This window comes from Chryseobacterium sp. CBo1 (assembly GCF_001693475.1).
In the GTDB taxonomy this organism is placed as follows: domain Bacteria; phylum Bacteroidota; class Bacteroidia; order Flavobacteriales; family Weeksellaceae; genus Chryseobacterium; species Chryseobacterium formosense.
On the sequence record NZ_MAUH01000056.1, the window covers coordinates 135,658 to 153,350 of the forward strand.

The window sequence follows — 17,693 nt, forward strand, 5'->3', positions numbered from 1 at the left end:
TAATAATTATTTTAATATTTCCTGTATTTTTGGGACTTTAAAGCCTATCAAATTAGGCAAAACAAAGTAAAAAATTCAATTCTTAGCTAAAAATTTATCCCCAAAATGAATCTCAAGCAACCCAATATTTCTCTTCCGTTGAAGCTAACTTTCCTTATTTTCTCAATGGTTTTGAATTGCATGGGCATCATTATCATTCAGCTTTCACAGGAAAATATCACTTATGATAAGTTAGGTTTTTTAGAATCATTTAAGGATATTCCCATTGCTTTTATTTCACTTTTTGCAGTAAATTTCATCAGCAGATTCGGAACAAAAAAATCACTCGTTTTTTCGCTTTTGTTTGTTGCCATCTGTTCACTTATTCTTCCATTTGTAAAAGTATTCTGGTTTTATAAACTTTGGTTTGCGATAATCGGGACTTGTTTTGCACTAGGAAAAATCTGTGTTTACGGAATTATCCGGAATAATATGATCGAAGAAAAATCTCTTGCCAAAACCATGAACAGTGTGGAAGCTTCTTTCATGATTGGAATTTTTGTGGTCAATACAGGTTTTGGGTGGCTTATTTCAAGTAAATATGGTGAATTCTGGAAATTCGGGTTCATATTTATATCACTGATTTCATTCTTTACGGTGTATCTTTTTTCAAAACTAAAAATATCCGAACCGGAAAATAAAAATCCCCGGTTGCTTCCCGACTTATCAGGCTTCGGAAAAACATCGGTTGTCGTATTTTTTGCGGTAATCTTTTTTATTGTTTTTACAGAACAGAGTTTCAACTCCTGGTTACCAGCTTTTTATAAAGATCATTTGAAGGTAAACTCATTTTTTGCATTGCAGGCTTCCTCATTTTTAGCCCTGTTTTCTTATGCCGGAAGAACGATCACATCTAAAATCATACAGAGATTTTCTTTAGGTAAATATTTTATAACTTGTCTACTTCTTACCATTTCCCTACTCATCATTATATCAATCATTCAATTTTATTTTTCGGATGATGCGAAGGTTCTTTTGTATCTTTTCCCGGTAATCGGCTTGTTTCTTTCACCTCTTTATCCGGTGATCAATGCAAAAATGATTGCTAAAATTGATAGAGAAAAAATTAATACCTTCACCTCACTCATTGTAATTTTCTCTTCTTTGGGAAGTTCACTCAGTTCAATTACCATATCGATATTATTTGAAAGACAGTTACTTAGTTACTATTCTGTGTACATTTTAAGTGCTGTTGTCGTTATTTTTATACTTGCATTTGCTTATTTTAGATTAAGCGCTAATAAAATTTAAAAAATAATTTTATTTTTATCCCATGAAAACTGATCACAATAAAAACTTAGAATCATTAAAGGAACTCATTGACAGTAAGGATCTTATCCCTAATATCTCAGTAGACTGTACCATTTTCGGTTTCCACGACAATATCCTTAAAGTCTTATTATTGAAGTACCACGATATGGATTTGTATTCTCTTCCCGGTGGTTTTGTTTTCATAGATGAAGATCTTAGAGAAGCCGCAGATCGTGTTTTATATGAAAGAACCCATCTTAAAGGTTTGTTTCTGGAACAGTTTCATACTTTTGGAAGGCTCGACAGAACAAAGAATAACGTTCACAAAACTTTAATTAATAACAAAGGCCTTGAGGTTCCTTCTGATCACTGGATTTTGCAAAGATTTATCACAGTCGGTTATTGCAGCCTGATCGATTTTTCGATGGCAAATACTTTTCCGGATGCTTTTAATGAATCTTGCGCTTGGTTTGAAGTAAATAAACTTCCACAAATGGCTTTCGACCATGACAGAGTCATTTCTGAAGGATTGCAATATCTTAGAAAAAACATTGATACTCAGATTGCTGCAAGTAATCTTTTACCTGAAAAATTCACCATGAAAGATCTTCAGTCATTATACGAGACAATTTTAGGGGAAAAATTCAGAAGGAATAACTTTCAACGTAAAATATTAAGCACCAATTCTTTAGAAAGAATGGAAAAACTTTACGACGGTTCTGCCAACAAAGCGCCTTATCTATATAAATTTATTAAAGAATAGTCTTTTTTCTCCTTTTTAAAGTTTTTTTTTGAGGGTTCCGAAAAAATCTTACTTTTAGAAAAATTAAATTACATGTCATATTATCCTCTTACCAGCATTCCCGATTACTACGGAATTGATGCTTTATTAACCGAAGAACACAAACTAATTCGCCAGTCTGTAAGAGATTGGGTAGAAAGTTTTGTAATGCCGAAAATAGATGAAGCCGCTCAAAATCATACCGATTTGCCGAATCTAATGAAAGAATTGGGTAAAATCGGAGCTTTGGGACCATACATTCCTGAGGAATATGGTGGTTCTGGTTTAGATCAAATTTCGTATGGTTTAATTATGCAGGAATTAGAAAGAGGAGATTCAGCAGTACGTTCTGCGGCTTCTGTGCAAAGTTCTTTGGTGATGTTCCCTATTAATGAATTCGGTTCTGAAGAGCAGAAAAGAAAATATTTACCAAAATTAGCTTCAGGAGAAATGATCGGATCTTTCGGTCTTACTGAGCCTAATCATGGTTCCGACCCAAGCTCTATGGAGACTTATTTTAAAGATATGGGAGATCATTATCTTTTAAATGGTGCTAAAATGTGGATTACCAATTCTCCATTGTGCGATATTGCCGTAATTTGGGCTAAAAATGAAGAAGGAAAAGTGCAGGGACTGATCGTTGAAAGAGGAATGGAAGGTTTCACAACTCCGGAAACACACAATAAATGGAGCTTGAGAGCATCTAAAACCGGTGAATTGGTTTTCAATGATGTGAAGGTTCCAAAAGAAAACTTATTACCCAATGTTACAGGCTTGAAAGGACCTTTATCATGTTTAAATTCTGCGAGATACGGAATTTCGTGGGGTGTAATTGGCGCAGCGATTGATTGTTATTGTACTGCTGTTCAGTATTCTAAAGAAAGAAAACAATTCGGAAAACCAATTGGTTCATATCAGTTGCAGCAGAAAAAATTAGCTGAATTTTTGACTGAAATCACTAAAGCTCAGTTACTTTGTCTACAGTTAGGAAACCTGAAGAATGACCACAAGGCAAGTCCGGCTCAGATTTCTATGGCGAAAAGAAATAATGTAAAGATGGCAATTGATATTGCAAGAGAATCACGACAGATTCTTGGCGGGATGGGAATCATGGGAGAATTCCCGATGATGCGTCACGCTGCGAACTTAGAATCGGTAATTACGTATGAAGGAACACACGATGTTCATTTATTGATTACAGGTCTTGATATTACAGGAATTAACGCATTTTAAAAATTAGTAATTAAATAATGTCTCTCGCAGATTTTGCGGATTTATAAGATTTTGAATATTAAAATAAATCAAACCAATCTTCAAAATCTGCGGGAGTTTTTTAAATTTAAAAGCAAATTTAATTGCTATAAGTTTTCACATTCTCTATAAAACTTATATCCGGATTTAAAATTTCAAGAATTAAATTTTGGATTGAAACCATTGCATCATCGAGATTCCCCTGAGCAAATTCAAGTGACACTACCCCTTTTTTAGCATCGGCAAAACTCCAGATTCCTGTTTCTACAGGATAACCCCAAAATTCGGGCAAACTTTGAACTACATATTGATACAAACAAAGCTGCATTGCCTGTTTTCGATCGCTATTCTGAAAGTAATCCGATTTGTTGAGCTCATCAATTTTTACCGTCAGATTTTTAGTTTTTGCTGTTTTATAATCAATAATTCGAATCGTTCCGTTGAGCTTATCAATTCGGTCGATGAATCCAAAGAAAGATACCTTGTCAGATTTATTATCATTAAGATAAAAATCCACACCTTCAAATCGTCTTTCAATATCAATGATTTCTAAAGAATTTCCGTTTTTAATCAATTCAAGATCATGATTAAGAATATTCTCAGTCACTTTTTTGGCAATTGCCCGATGAATGTAATTCATCCCTTTCTGATAGAATTCCGGTTGGTGTTTCAACTTTTCGATAGCAACATCTATAAATTGATCTATTTGTTTAATTGAATCCTGTAAATTATTTAATTTTAAAACTTTACCTTTTAATACTTCATAAATCTCTTGAAGAGTAAAATGCACTAAATTTCCGTAATTTCTGATGGATAATTCTTCTTCAATTTCATCAGCTTCAGAAGTATTTAATATTTTAGAAAAATAAAAATCAACCGGATTATACAGATAACTCGTTAAATGCGAAGCCGAAACTTTCTCTTTCCATTTCAAGAGCTGTTGCTGAACAATATCCGTTTTGAATATTTCGATGGGCTTGCTCAAAATTGGTTCAGAAGAATTCTCGACAATGATATGTTCGATCTGATGTGAACTTTCCATTTCAATTTGGGTGATAAACCTGCTTTTTTCTCCTGTATTTACCCCCGAACTTAAAGCATTAAAAAGCAAATGAACATTCTTTGCATCCTGAATCAAACGATAGAAATGATAGGCATAAATACTGTCATTTTCCAGGAAAGTATGCAGATCAAAATGTCTGCGAATGTCAAAAGGAATATAGGTGTTTTGTGAATTTCCTAGAGGTAATTTGCCTTCATTTACCGACAGAAGAATTACGTTTTCAAAATTTAAAAGACGTGTTTCCAGCAATCCCATTACCTGAAGCCCTTTCAAAGGTTCTCCCTGAAAATCGATACTTTCTGAATTGATATGCTGGTTGATCAGAATTTCAAGCGTTTCCATCTTTATATCAAAACCATAAGGCGTGATTTGATTTTTGATGATTCTGAATGCATTTTCAAAATGAGAAACATTTTCATATTGAATATCATCAAGCTCAAGCCATTTTATTTTACGGCAAAACTCAATAAGATCATCCAAAAAACGATACCCAGATTCTGCTTTTTGGAGAAGATTGAAATAAGATAAATTTTCTAAAAGTTCCCGAAAAAGCTTTTGAGAGATATAAACAATGTTCCTCTCCTCTATTTTAGACTTAAATTCATTAATGGTTTTTTCGTCTTCATCAGATTTAGGAAGTTCTTCAAGAATCGGAAAAACATCGCGATAATAGTATGAACTTTTACTTTTTTCAAGCTGTTTCTGAAGATAAAAAAGCTGTTTTACCGCATTTGAAAATGAAAGATTTTTCAACGGAAAACCCATTGTAATGTTTAGATTTTCAACAGCATGCATGACATCGAGACTTGCAGGTAAAAGATTTTCATCTAATAAAACTACTGCGGTATTGGTAAATGTTTTATTGTCAATCGTTTCAAATAATTCTGGTAGAATTTTGGTTTGGGTAACATTCCCTGAAACTTCGTAAACCCTAATGTTTTTAGGTTGATTAAAATCATCCTCAATCCAATTGAAAACTCTGCTGTCATTGAATTCCTTCCATGTTTTATGATTTCTAAGGAATTTCCCGGCTTCTTGTCTTTCATCATCAAAATAATATTTATCTGCCTGAAAAAAACATTGTGCTTTATCCCATTGCAAAAGATTTCGCACCAATTTTTCTTCAACTGGTGTAAATGCATTAAAACCACAAAAAACAAAATTCTCGGTATTATTTTTAGCAAAGTCTTCGATTTTAGCTTTTGCAGATTCATGAATCATTCCGGGAGTTGCCCAGTTTTTTTCTTTTAATTTCTTCTTTAAAACCGGAAGAAAAACATTCATGTTCCGCCAGAAATTCAGGAATTTTTTCCTTGGAACTTCATCATCACCCAAATCCTGTGCCCATTCTTTGATCCGCTCTTCATCAAACATATACTGCAGAACGGCTTCATCTGAATCTGAAAACTTCAGAATATCATCCCAATCTTTCTGGAGTGTCGGAAACCATTTTAAAAATTCAGAAAAATCATCATTAGGAATGAGGTTTAAACTTTTATAAACATCGTACGCAAAAAGCCAGAGAGAAATCCCCTGAATGGTTTGTTGGTCAACAATGTTAACAATAAGTTCTTCAATCGTGTAAAAAGTCGGAAGAAATCCCGAATAGTTGTTTTCTTCCAGAATCTGACGAATGAAAACGATCGGTCTTTTCCCGGGAAGAACAATATTAAATTGCGATAAATCAGAATTCTGAACTATTAATTCATTGATGATTTTGTTTAGAAATTTCAAGTTTTCTGGTAGTTTTTTAGTTTTTCGAGCTCTTCGCTTATTAACATATTGTATTCTGCCTGTTTTCCTTTATTCATTCCGTGCTCTGTAACCCGGTCATAAGCAGCCTGGAAATTTTTATATTCTGAAGAAATTTTAACGTAAATCGTCTTGAAAAGTTTATTGTAATCCGCAGTCGTTTTTATTTTTTCTGAAACTTCTTTTCTCAGTTTTCTTGCATGAATTTCAGCAATATCGAAATGCTTCTGCTCATGAAGAAGCACATAATCATTGATTCTCTTATCGTCCTTCCAGGATTTATCTTCGTTAAAAACAGTTTCAATGGTCATTTTTACAGGAACTTTGGGATCGCTTGAAGTAATTACAGAATATTCCCAACCGCAATGCGTGTAAGCTACGACTGTTGAGCCACCTAAATTGTTGCGTTTGCTTTTAAAATTATCCCAAACCAACTTCTGATCTTCGCTCCAGTAAATTTTCTGAGCTGATAATCCATTAAAAACTAATAAAAAAATGATTAAAAAAAACTTCATTATTCCACTACAATTGTTTTTGTGATCCAGTTATTATCTCCGTTCCAGAATCTGAAAGTGTATTTTCCAGCTTTTTGTGGTCTGAAATTGATCTGATTTGCTCCGGTATAAATTGCCTGTGTACATGGACCGTTTGTTGTAAATTGATAGGCCGTAATATCCCTTTCAAGATCCGACAAGTGAACGTAATCATAACCGTAAAAACCTTTGCATCCCGACGAATAAGTTGAATACGTTCTGATACTCTGAACCGAAAAAACATCCATTGTATCGTTCACTATTTTCACACTGTCGATTTTTACTTTATCAACAGATTCAATCGTCTGATAATCGTCATCATCTTTACATGAAGTAAATGAGATACCAAAAATTATAGCAGCAAGACTTATTTTCAAAAGAGATTTCATGATACAGGATTTGATTAAATTCTAATTAAAATTAACAAAAATTATTCTTTATTAACGTCAAATTATGAATTAAAATTGCCTTTTGATAAATAAACTACCTTTTTAGTATCAAAAAATTCTTCATCAAAATAGTTTTTAAGGTTATAGAGTTCACATTTCAAGCCTGCTAATTCTTCGGCAAGATCTCCTCCTTTCAGATAAAGAACACCGTTATGCTTAGAATTTATTTGCTCTTTTTCAAATTTTCCTTTCAGCCATCTTAAGAATTCCGGCATTTGCGTAACAGCACGACTTACTACAAAATGAAACTTTTCTTTTACTTTTTCAGCTCTTCCGTGAATTGCAGTAACATTCGTTAAACCAACTCCTTCTGCAACGGCATTTACCACGGTGATTTTTTTTCCAATAGAATCGATTAATGTAAACTCTGTTTCAGGAAACAAAATTGCCAAAGGAATTCCCGGGAAACCACCACCAGTTCCTACATCTAAAACTTTTGTTCCGGGAGCAAATTCCATGATTTTTGCAATTCCTAAAGAATGAAGAATGTGTTTTTCATAAAGAGATTCCATGTCTTTTCTGGAAACAACGTTGATCTTTTCGTTCCATTCACCATAAAGACTTTCAAGCTTTGTAAACTGCTCAATTTGTTTTTCTGTAAGATCAGGGAAATATTTTTGGATAATTGATATCGACATAAAGTTATTGTAAAGAGCAAAAATAAGTTTTATTCACATTTTATTCAAATTAAGTTTTTATATATATTTGTTAAAAAGACAAAAACAGTATATGGATAAACTTTCAGACAGAGTAAAAAGATTAGGTTACTCTCAGACTTTCGTGATGTCTAACAAAGCTAGAGAAATGAAAGCCAGCGGAATAGATGTAATAAGTTTAACGCTTGGCGAACCTGACTTTGACGTTCCCGACAATATAAAACAGGCAGCATTTGATGCAATTAATGAAAATTACAGCCACTATTCTCCTGTTCCGGGATTTTTAGAACTTCGACAAGCTATTTCTGAAAAATTAAAAAGAGACAATCAGTTAGACTATAAACCGACACAAATTTGTGTTTCTAATGGTGCGAAACAGGCCATCATTAATGTTTTGGCGGCAATTGTTAACGATGGAGACGAGGTAATTCTTCCGACACCTTATTGGGTAAGCTATGATGAGATGGTAAAAATGATGGGCGGAAATTCTGTGATGCTTCCGACTTCTTATGTTACTGATTTTAAAATTACTGCAGAGCAGCTTGAAGGGGCTATTAATGATAAAACAAAAGCAATCCTTTTCAGCTCACCTTGTAATCCTTCAGGCGGATATTATACGTATGACGAATTGAAATCTTTAGCTAAAGTTATAGCTAAGTATCCTCATGTTACGGTAATTTCTGATGAAATCTATGAGTACATTAATTACGAAACAAAAACTACTTCAATTGCACAGTTTCCTGAGATTTATGAGCAAACCGCTGTTATCAACGGGATGTCTAAAGCTTTCGCAATGACGGGCTGGAGAATCGGTTATTCTGCTTGTCCGGAATGGTTGGCAAAAGCCTGCGAAAAAGTACAGGGACAAATGACGAGCGGCGCCAATACTGTTGCTCAAAGAGCTTCGATTATTGCTTTAAAAACCGATCCTTCAGAATATAAATACATGATTGATGCTTTCAAAATAAGAAGAGATTTGGTATTTGATTTAATGAAAGATATTCCAGGATTTAAAGTTCTTTTGCCTAAAGCTGCATTCTACTTCTTCCCTGATATTTCTTATTACATCGGAAAAACTTTAAACGGAACAGAAATAAATGATGCTGATGATTTCGCCATGTTTATTTTAGAAAATGCTCATGTGGGTTGTGTTGGAGGTGTTTCATTCGGAAGTCCGGAATGTATTAGATTTTCGTATGCAGCGTCTGAAGATGATTTAAGAGAAGCGATGAGAAGAATCAAACATCTTTTGGAAAATTTAAACTAAATTACATATTTCCCGATAAAATATAATAAAAAGGCTCTTTAATCGGAGCTTTTTTCAGTAATTATGGTTAAAAACAATTATAGATTTTATTTATCAATAATTATAAAATCAATAGATAAAACTATGTATATTTGCAGAGTAAAATTTTAAATCAAAAATAGAAAATTATGTCTTTAGTAGGAAAAAAATTCCCGAATGTAACGGTAGACGCTATGTCTGAAATGGGTGATGATTTAAAAATCAACATCTTCGAAGAAGCTACAAACAATCAGCAAAAAGTTCTTTTGTTTTGGTATCCGAAAGATTTCACTTTCGTTTGCCCGACAGAGCTTCACGCTTTCCAGGAAGCTTTAGGTGAGTTCGAAAAAAGAAACACTAAAGTAATCGGTGCTTCTTGTGATACAAACGAGGTACACTTCGCTTGGTTGAACGTATCAAAAGATAACGGTGGTATCGAAGGGGTTACGTACCCACTTTTAGCTGACACACACAGACAATTGGCAAACCTTTTAGGAATTGTGGATCAGGATTTCGAATACAATGAAGAAGGTGAAGAAGTTTTCACAGGTTCAAACGTAACTTACAGAGCAACTTATCTTATCGACGAAACAGGAAAAATTTTCCACGAGTCTGTAAACGATATGCCTCTTGGTAGAAACGTAAAAGAATATTTAAGATTAATTGACGCTTACACTCACGTTCAGAAGCATGGTGAAGTTTGCCCTGCGAACTGGGAAGAAGGTAAAGAAGCGATGAAAGCTGACAGAACTTCTACTGCTGAGTATTTAGCGAAGAACTAATACAATGTGGTAATTTGAAAATGAGATAATTTGAAAATTAATCACATGATTACTTTAAGGATTATCTCATTTTCTATTTCTAAGAGCAGGTTTAAGTTTTATTATTTTAAATTCTATATGATTAACTTTTAGTTTTTCTCAATCAATTTTTAATATAATTCTCACTGATTTTGCTGATTGAGCAGATTTATTTCAATGTTTTTAATCTGCTAAATCTCTGCAATATAGAGAGACTATAAATTTAAACATACTCTAAGCATTTTCAAATTAATCAATTTCCAAATTTTCAAATTGAAATTATGTATACAGAATTAACAGAAGATACGCTACAAAATATTGTAAGCGACAATGAAAAAGTGGTTGTACAATACGGAGCAACATGGTGCGGAAACTGCAGAATCATGAAGCCTAAATTCAAAAAACTGGCATCAGAAAACGACAGTATTCCTTTCCTTTATGTAGATGCAGAAAAATTACCTGAAAGCAGAAAATTAGCTAAAGTTGATAATTTACCTACTTTTGCGATCTTCAAAAATGGAGAATTGGTGAATCAGGTGCAGTCTAATCAGGCAGAAAGTTTAATTAATTTATTTAATGAATTGTAATTATGAATTCGTATCACACGAATCCATATGACAAACAAAAAAAATACAGAAATCACATATGAAATTGCCAGTTATCAGACAGTTTTACCAAAATCAGACTCCTGAAAACCTTGAAAAAACGTTAGAAGTTTTGGAAAGCTTCACCGAGTTCAGAGGAACTACGGAAGAAGATTTGAATGTTGCAGGAGAATTAATCACAAATATTTGTGGTGCTCTTGAAGTTCATGCTAATGTACAAAACGGAATGAGTGAAAAAGATGCTTTAAACTCATTTGCGCAAAAGGTTTTAGGATCGATTGACAAATAATTTAAACGCTAAGATCACAAATATTTTTCACAAATTTTCACGAGTATAATTATTGAAAATTGTGTTATTTGTGAAGAAATTAGTGCCGCTTGTGTTTAAACAAACCAAAAATAAAATCCCGATGAAAAGACATCAGGATTTTTTGGGTTTATAAAGTTTTGAAAGATTTTTATAATTCAAAACTCATAATCTATAACTTTAAAATTAGCTTCTTCTGCTCATTAAAATTCTTAAAATATACCAGAACAAAAGCATAATTGATGCAAACAGCTGTAAAGAAGCCCCGACATATTGGTTGGTTGTATATCCTTCTTTAAGTTTGCTTGTTTGATATAAAATCGTTGCAGAAGCCAAAATTACCATTCCTACGGAGAACCAAAGTCCAAGATTGAATCCGAAGATTGCTCCGCCTACAATAAGTCCTAAAGCAATAAAACCTCCGATTACAATAATATTTCTGAGGAATGAAAAATCTCTTTTAGAAGTAAATGCTACTGCAGAAATCCCTGCAAACATAGCGATCGTAAGTGTTGCCGCCTGAAGAATTACAACGGTTCCCGCATTGGCTACGGCAATATAGATTAACGGAAGGAAAATCACAGCTTCCAGTAAAACATAAAAAGCCAATCCAAAATATTGGGTAGATTTACTTTGAGCCAAAGACCATTTGGTTGCTAGAAAAGAAGCCAGCCAGAATATACCGATTACCAATAGCCAAGTATATTTCTGAGCGAACATTAATCCGATTACTTCCGGTGGTACAACATTCAGTAAAACCGTTTCAACACCAATAAATGCGAGAATAGCAAAAGCTACATGCAAATACGTTTTCTTGTAAAATTCAGCCTTTTCTACATCCGAAGAGTGCGAGACTAAAACATCTGTCATCATAGTTATTTTATTTAAAATTCTAAAATCTTTTATTTTCTAATTTCATAAGGTTTAATTCCTAATATTTTCCCGTCTGGTTCGAATACGGCAGTAATAATTTCCTTGGGTTCTGCTGCCTTGTCATCAGAATATTTATATTGAATCATCGGAAAACTGCTGCCATCAATTAATGGTTTGTAACCCGTTTTTACAATTTCAAAAGTTTTATTGGTGTCGATATCTGTCGACAATTTTTTGTAGACAACATCCGTTACCATTTTTTTTGCCTTATCCGACAATAAAGCGTCCATAGCTGCACGGTCAGAAGCTTTCAGAGCGGCAATAAATTTCAGGAACTTTTCATGATAAAGATCCTTTTCTTTTTTGCTTAAACTTAAAGCATCATTTTTATTTTCGATGGTATTCTTCTTGTTTTCAGACTTTGCTTCTGTCTTTTTTTGTGAAATAAAAAATTGAACAGATAAAACCGCAAGAATTAAAAATATTTTTCTCATCCTATTTTAATTGTTTTGAATAAACAATAAACGAAATTGTGCGCTACTTATTCTTTTAAATATAATTATTTGCTGTAATCAGGTTTTACACCAAGAATTTTCCCATCGTTTTCGAAAATTACCGTAATCAGATCTCTCGGCGGATTTTGTTTGTCGTCTTCATATTTATATTGAATCGCAGGGTAAGTTTGGTTATCAATCAATTTTTGGTAACCAGACAGATAAACTTCTGTTTTTCTGTCAAAACTAATTCCTCCCGAAAGTGTCTGGATCATTTTTTCATTAACCAGATTCTTTACTTTTTCTGAAATTAAACCCGAAACCGCATTTTTATCTGATGCTTTCAGTGCAGAGACAAATTTTGAAAACGACTGATTATAGAGTTCGATTTTATCTTTAGCAATCGGAGTAGCAACATCCATCGCCGGATTCTGAATTTCTACTTTAGTAACATTCTGCGCCATTGCAAACGATACTGCAAATAGACTCAAAACCAAGAACAACTTTTTCATAATAAAACAGATTTGAAATTTTGGTAAAACTAATGTAAGCTAAAAAAATTAAATAACCTCCAAAAACTTCATCGTATCAACATTGTCTGCATAAGTGTTTAATGAAGGATTTTGAGCTTCTCCAAAAGGAATAGATCCGATGCCTAATTCATCTTTTGCAACAATGCATTGAATGTTTTCTTCATTTTCTTCAATAAAATTTTTCACTTCGTCCAAAGATGAATATCTGCTGAAATTAATTACAGAAAGCGGGCTGAACAATTTCTCATCTTCCTTAAGCATCACAAAATTATTGTCCCAGAATTTATCCTGATTCAGAAGATAAACCGCCCTGTTGTAATCGTAATTATTGGCATACTTATTATGATTGATGATTTCTTTGAAATCTAAGAAACTCTCAAATAATCTGTCGATTAGAAAATCTTCAGGAATGAAAACTCTGGTCACATTTCTGCAGCCTAACCCAAAATATTGGAAAATATCATTTGCAAGGAGTTTTAGATCATCTTCTTTTTCATCACCTTTTAGAACAGCAACGGAAGTCCTGTTTTTTCTGATGATACTTAAACGATTTTTAAAATAATATTCTAAATATCTTGCAGTGTTATTGCTTCCTGTGGCAATTACAGCATCAAAATCCACCAATTTCTCAACAAATTCAAACTTAATCTCTTCATCAGAAAATTCTTTCCATTTTTTTAATAAAAAAGGAATCATCAATCGATCTTTTGATGATAATTTGATCAAAGGAATATGATTGCTTAAGATCACTGAGATTACATCATGCAGCCCAACCAATGGAATATTTCCGGCAAGAATTAATCCTACTTTTTTTGATATTTTTGATGGTGAATATTCTGTCAGCCAATTATTTATATTATCAACAGTCAGTAATTCAGACCATTGTTTTAAAGCAAATTTCTGATTATCAATTGTAAACCAAGGATTTTCAATTTCAGATCTTTTCAATACCTGCTCAAATTCTACATCAATTTCGCTATAATCTTCAGGATTTCTTGTTAAAAAATCTTTTATATAACCACTTAATTCATTTAGTCCTAAAACTGCTTTTTCGATATTCATAATTACTTTAAAATTGGGGAATATTTTGTAATTTTGTGCAAATTTAAAAAAAATTAGCGATGGCTATTAAAATAACTGATGAATGCATTAACTGCGGGGCTTGTGAACCCGAATGTCCAAACAATGCAATTTATGAAGGAGCAGTAGACTGGAAAGCATCCGACGGTACAGAACTTTCGGGAACTGTAACTTTACCTTCTGGTCTTACTGTGGATGCAAATGCGCCGCAGGAGCCTGTAAGTGATGATGTTTATTTTATTGTAACAGATAAATGTACAGAGTGTAAAGGTTTTCATGAAGAGCCACAATGTGCTGCAGTTTGTCCTGTAGACTGCTGTGTTCCGGATGAAGATCATGTAGAATCTGATGAAGCACTGCTAAACAAAAAAGCATTCTTACACGGAGAATAACCACTACCGTCTCATGAATTATGAGGCGGTTTTTTATTTTAATTTTATATAAATCTCTTTAAAATACCAATGAAACCGCAGATTTTTTCTATCTTGAATAAAATTTGCAAAAAACAATAAGAAAGTTATGATTAAAAAGCACAATTTCAGCGCAGGACCTTGTATTTTACCACAGGAAGTATTCGAAAAATCTGCAGCAGCCATTTTAGATTTTAACGGAATGGGATTATCGATTCTTGAAATTTCCCACAGAAGCAAAGAATTTGTTGCAGTAATGGATGAAGCGCGCGCTATTGTAAAAAGGCTGATGAATCTTGGCGACGATTATGAAGTGCTTTATTTAGGAGGCGGAGCAAGTCTTCAGTTTGCAATGGTTCCTTATAATCTGATGAAAGTTGGCGGAAAAGCTGCTTACCTGGACACCGGAACCTGGGCTGCAGGAGCAATAAAAGAAGCAAAAAAAGTTGGAAGTGTAGATGTTGTTGGTACTTCAAAAGAAGAAAACTATTCTTTCATTCCTAAAGATTATAAAGTAGATGCAGAATATGATTATTTCCACTGTACTTCAAACAATACGATCTACGGAACTCAGATGAAAACTTTCCCGGATGTAGAAACCATTATGGTTTGTGACATGAGTTCTGATATTTTCTCAAGACAATTAGATTTCTCAAAATTTGACTTGATTTATGCAGGAGCTCAGAAAAATATGGGACCTGCAGGCGTAACTTTAGTGGTTGTAAAGAAAGAGATTTTAGGTAAGACCGACAGAGAAAATATGTTCTCTATTTTAGATTACAATCAGCACATTTCTAAAGAATCAATGTACAATACTCCGCCTGTATTCCCGGTTTATGCATCTTTATTGACTTTACAGTATTTAGAGAAAAACGGAGGAATTGCAGCTGCAGAAGCAAGAAATGAAGCTAAGGCTAAATTGTTGTATGATGAAATTGATTCTAATCCGTTATTCGAAACTTTCTGTGTAAAAGAAGATCGTTCTCTGATGAATGTTTCTTTCAAACTGCTTGATGAAAGTAAAAAAGAAGAATTCGATACGGCATGGAAAGCTGCAGGAATCAGCGGATTAAATGGTCACAGAAGCTTAGGCGGTTACAGAGCAAGTCTGTACAATGCTTTACCGATTGAAAGCGTACAGGTTTTGGTAGATGTAATGAAATCTTTAAAATAAGCAGTTGTCCTATTTAAAGTATCTAAGATTTATTTTTCATTATCTTAAAATTTCTTAATTTGCGCAACTATTTATTTTTTAAAAAAGTTCGCCTTAATTAAATATAATCATGAAGGTTTTAGCTAACGACGGAATTTCAAAAGCCGGAGAAATTACTTTAAAAGAAGCCGGAATAGAGGTGCTCGACAACAGGGTTGCTCAGGATCATGTTGCCAGTTTCATCAATGAAAATAATGTTGATGTTCTATTGGTAAGAAGTGCTACAAAGGTTAGAAAAGATCTGATTGATGCTTGTCCGAATCTTAAAATCGTCGGAAGAGGCGGCATAGGAATGGATAATATTGATGTAGATTATGCGATAGATAAAGGAATTTATATCATCAATACACCAACCGCTTCATCAAAGTCTGTAGCAGAATTGGTTTTTGCACATTTCTTTTCTTTAGCCAGATTTTTGCATGAATCAAACAGATTGATGCCATTGGAAGGAGAAACCCATTTCGATGCGATGAAAAAATCGTTCAGCAAAGCGTACGAACTTTCAGGGAAAACTTTGGGAGTGATCGGTTTCGGAAGTATTGGTCAGGAAGTCGTAAAAATGGGGATTTCTTTAGGAATGAACGTGAAAGTTCTGACAAGAAAACCAAGAACAGAAACATTAACTTTAGAATTCTTCGATGGTCAAAAAGCCAATTTTGAAATCACATCTACCAACAATACGGATGATTTTTTAAAAGATGCTGAATTTATAAGTATTAATACTCCGCAAACCAGCGAATACATCATTGATACACCACAGTTTGAAAAAATGAAAGACGGTGTTTATATCGTAAATACAGCAAGAGGCGGTGTCATTAATGAAGTGACTTTACTGGATTTTATAGAATCCGGAAAAGTTGCAGGAGCAGCACTTGATGTTTTTGAAAATGAGCCAAAACCGGAGCTTATATTATTGATGAATCCGAACCTGTCTCTTACACCACATTTAGGAGGAAATACGGTAGATGCACAAGAAAAAATCGGTGTGGAGCTTGCCCAACAAATTATTGAAATTAAAAAGAAACTATAAACTATATATGCCAGTTTTTAAACCTTTCCGCGGAATCAGACCTCATAAAGATCATGAGTCTACATTTCCTACACATCCTTTAGATAATTTCACCCAGGCTGAAATTGCTGAAAAAGCGCAAAAAGAGAAAACTTACATCAATATGATTAAACCTTATGTTGTAAGCAAATCTAAAGATGTCGACAGGAATCTGAGGAAAATTCGTTCTACATTTGAAGAGCTTCTCGACGAAAATGTTTTAGTTCAGGATAGTTCAGCTTATTATCTTTACGAGCAGATTTACCCAAATAAGCAGGTTTTCAGGGGACTTTTAGGTCTTGCAAGCATTGAGGATTTCTGGGCAGGAAAAATCAAGAGACATGAAAGTACCATTCCTGAAAGAAAAGAAAAGCTGGCGCATTATCTTGATAAAGTAAATCTTCAGGCAGAACCTGTTTTGCTAACTTATCAATCAAATTCAAAAATTGAATTATTGATGAATCATGAAGAGAAAAATGTCCCAATCTTCAATCACGTCGATACGATCGGCATCAGACATAAAATCTGGAGAATCGATAACCGTTTGAAATTACAACAGTTCAAGGAAGTAATAGACCAGATCGATTCTTTCTACATCGCTGATGGTCACCACAGGATAGGTTCTACAGCATTACACGCCAAACGTTTAAAAGATAAAAACAAAAGGCATAACGGAACAGAGGCATACAATTTCGTTTATAGCTTTATTGTTTCTAACCAGTCTATCAAAATTCACGATTACAACAGAATTGTGAAAAGCATCGGTGATCTTACAACGGAAGAATTCCTGAATAGAATTGAAAAATATTTTTTAATCCATGAAAAAGGAGAAACACCGTACTACCCTTCTCAGAAATTCCATATTTCAATGTATCTGGATGGTAAATTCTATTCTCTTCACGTAAAACACGATCTTCGTTCCCAGGAAATGTCTTTAGACAATTTAGACCACCATCTTTTAGATAAATATATTGTAAAAGATATTCTGAATATTGAAGATTCTGACAGCTCTGATGAGATTTCCTACATCAAGGGAACTTCCAATATTGAGGGAATTAATTTATTAAAAGAAAAGGTAGACAGCGGAGAAGGAAAAGTAGGTTTCGGAATTTATCCTATAAGCTTTAATGATATGATTAAAATATCTGATTTAAAGCTGAGTATGCCTCCAAAATGCACATTCATTGAGCCTAAACTTGTCACTGCATTATTAATGTACGATATGAAACAATAATTATCTATTTTTTCTTTATTTTTATGCTCCGAAAAG

At 33.6% G+C, this 17,693-nt stretch carries 19 protein-coding genes; 11 read left to right on the forward strand and 8 right to left on the reverse strand.

What is annotated here, in order from left to right; translation table 11 throughout:
• Nucleotides 1-105 precede the first annotated feature (105 nt).
• The 3 genes from BA768_RS18430 (at nt 106) to BA768_RS18440 (ending at nt 3,304) form a co-directional block, all read left to right on the forward strand.
• Nucleotides 106-1,290, forward strand: a complete 1,185-nt coding sequence (locus BA768_RS18430; protein ID WP_065721934.1) for an MFS transporter — start codon at nt 106-108, stop codon at nt 1,288-1,290.
• A gap of 22 nt (nt 1,291-1,312) precedes the next feature.
• On the forward strand, nt 1,313-2,053 hold the full coding sequence (locus BA768_RS18435) for an NUDIX hydrolase (protein ID WP_034676513.1): 741 nt from the start codon (nt 1,313-1,315) through the stop codon (nt 2,051-2,053).
• Nucleotides 2,054-2,125: 72 nt separating this feature from the next.
• Complete coding sequence (locus BA768_RS18440; protein ID WP_034676515.1) at nt 2,126-3,304, forward strand: acyl-CoA dehydrogenase family protein; 1,179 nt, start codon at nt 2,126-2,128, stop codon at nt 3,302-3,304.
• A 118-nt stretch (nt 3,305-3,422) separates the two neighbouring features.
• Here the strand turns inward: BA768_RS18440 and BA768_RS18445 are convergent, their stop codons facing one another.
• From BA768_RS18445 to rsmG, 4 genes are all read right to left on the reverse strand, one after another.
• Entirely contained in the window at nt 3,423-6,119 is a 2,697-nt protein-coding gene (locus tag BA768_RS18445; protein WP_065721935.1) for a PD-(D/E)XK nuclease family protein, read from the reverse strand.
• The gene (locus BA768_RS18450) at nt 6,116-6,652 is read right to left on the reverse strand and encodes a DUF922 domain-containing protein (protein WP_065721936.1); all 537 of its coding nucleotides are present in this window, start codon (nt 6,650-6,652) and stop codon (nt 6,116-6,118) included. Before BA768_RS18450 ends, BA768_RS18445 begins: the two co-directional genes overlap by 4 nt.
• Nucleotides 6,652-7,059, reverse strand: a complete 408-nt coding sequence (locus BA768_RS18455) for a hypothetical protein (protein ID WP_065721937.1) — start codon at nt 7,057-7,059, stop codon at nt 6,652-6,654. The genes BA768_RS18450 and BA768_RS18455 overlap by 1 nt, the downstream gene beginning before the upstream one ends.
• Nucleotides 7,060-7,121: 62 nt before the next feature.
• Entirely contained in the window at nt 7,122-7,757 is a 636-nt protein-coding gene (gene rsmG / locus BA768_RS18460; protein ID WP_065721938.1) for a 16S rRNA (guanine(527)-N(7))-methyltransferase RsmG, read from the reverse strand.
• 91 nt (nt 7,758-7,848) lie between these two features.
• On the opposite strand from rsmG, the gene BA768_RS18465 reads away from it, so the two are divergent.
• The 4 genes from BA768_RS18465 (at nt 7,849) to BA768_RS18480 (ending at nt 10,754) form a co-directional block, all read left to right on the forward strand.
• Complete coding sequence (locus BA768_RS18465; RefSeq protein ID WP_065721939.1) at nt 7,849-9,042, forward strand: pyridoxal phosphate-dependent aminotransferase; 1,194 nt, start codon at nt 7,849-7,851, stop codon at nt 9,040-9,042.
• 167 nt (nt 9,043-9,209) lie between these two features.
• The gene (locus BA768_RS18470; RefSeq protein WP_047481061.1) at nt 9,210-9,842 is read left to right on the forward strand and encodes a peroxiredoxin; all 633 of its coding nucleotides are present in this window, start codon (nt 9,210-9,212) and stop codon (nt 9,840-9,842) included.
• 299 nt (nt 9,843-10,141) lie between these two features.
• Nucleotides 10,142-10,447: a thioredoxin family protein gene (locus tag BA768_RS18475; RefSeq protein ID WP_047402181.1), complete on the forward strand. Its 306-nt coding sequence runs from the start codon at nt 10,142-10,144 to the stop codon at nt 10,445-10,447.
• Nucleotides 10,448-10,505: 58 nt separating this feature from the next.
• The gene (locus tag BA768_RS18480) at nt 10,506-10,754 is read left to right on the forward strand and encodes a DUF6952 family protein (RefSeq protein ID WP_034682952.1); all 249 of its coding nucleotides are present in this window, start codon (nt 10,506-10,508) and stop codon (nt 10,752-10,754) included.
• A 204-nt stretch (nt 10,755-10,958) separates the two neighbouring features.
• On the opposite strand, the gene BA768_RS18485 is transcribed toward BA768_RS18480, so the two are convergent.
• The 4 genes from BA768_RS18485 to BA768_RS18500 all read right to left on the reverse strand — a co-directional run bounded on the left by BA768_RS18485 (nt 10,959) and on the right by BA768_RS18500 (nt 13,734).
• Complete coding sequence (locus tag BA768_RS18485; protein WP_065721940.1) at nt 10,959-11,645, reverse strand: Bax inhibitor-1 family protein; 687 nt, start codon at nt 11,643-11,645, stop codon at nt 10,959-10,961.
• A 29-nt stretch (nt 11,646-11,674) separates the two neighbouring features.
• Entirely contained in the window at nt 11,675-12,139 is a 465-nt protein-coding gene (locus BA768_RS18490) for a hypothetical protein (protein WP_034676533.1), read from the reverse strand.
• Between the two features lie 65 nt (nt 12,140-12,204).
• Nucleotides 12,205-12,651 (reverse strand): hypothetical protein, encoded by a 447-nt coding sequence (locus BA768_RS18495; protein WP_034676535.1) that lies wholly within the window; start codon nt 12,649-12,651, stop codon nt 12,205-12,207.
• Between the two features lie 48 nt (nt 12,652-12,699).
• Nucleotides 12,700-13,734, reverse strand: coding sequence for an acyl-CoA reductase (locus BA768_RS18500; protein WP_065721941.1), 1,035 nt, complete (start codon nt 13,732-13,734; stop codon nt 12,700-12,702).
• A gap of 59 nt (nt 13,735-13,793) precedes the next feature.
• Between BA768_RS18500 and BA768_RS18505 the strand changes: the two genes are divergently transcribed.
• From BA768_RS18505 to BA768_RS18520, 4 genes are all read left to right on the forward strand, one after another.
• Nucleotides 13,794-14,144, forward strand: coding sequence for a 4Fe-4S binding protein (locus tag BA768_RS18505; RefSeq protein WP_034676539.1), 351 nt, complete (start codon nt 13,794-13,796; stop codon nt 14,142-14,144).
• A gap of 127 nt (nt 14,145-14,271) precedes the next feature.
• Complete coding sequence (gene serC, locus BA768_RS18510; protein ID WP_065721942.1) at nt 14,272-15,336, forward strand: 3-phosphoserine/phosphohydroxythreonine transaminase; 1,065 nt, start codon at nt 14,272-14,274, stop codon at nt 15,334-15,336.
• A gap of 109 nt (nt 15,337-15,445) precedes the next feature.
• Nucleotides 15,446-16,405, forward strand: coding sequence for a D-2-hydroxyacid dehydrogenase (locus BA768_RS18515; RefSeq protein ID WP_065721943.1), 960 nt, complete (start codon nt 15,446-15,448; stop codon nt 16,403-16,405).
• A 7-nt stretch (nt 16,406-16,412) separates the two neighbouring features.
• Entirely contained in the window at nt 16,413-17,657 is a 1,245-nt protein-coding gene (locus BA768_RS18520) for a DUF1015 domain-containing protein (protein WP_065721944.1), read from the forward strand.
• The last annotated feature ends 36 nt before the right edge of the window (nt 17,658-17,693 follow it).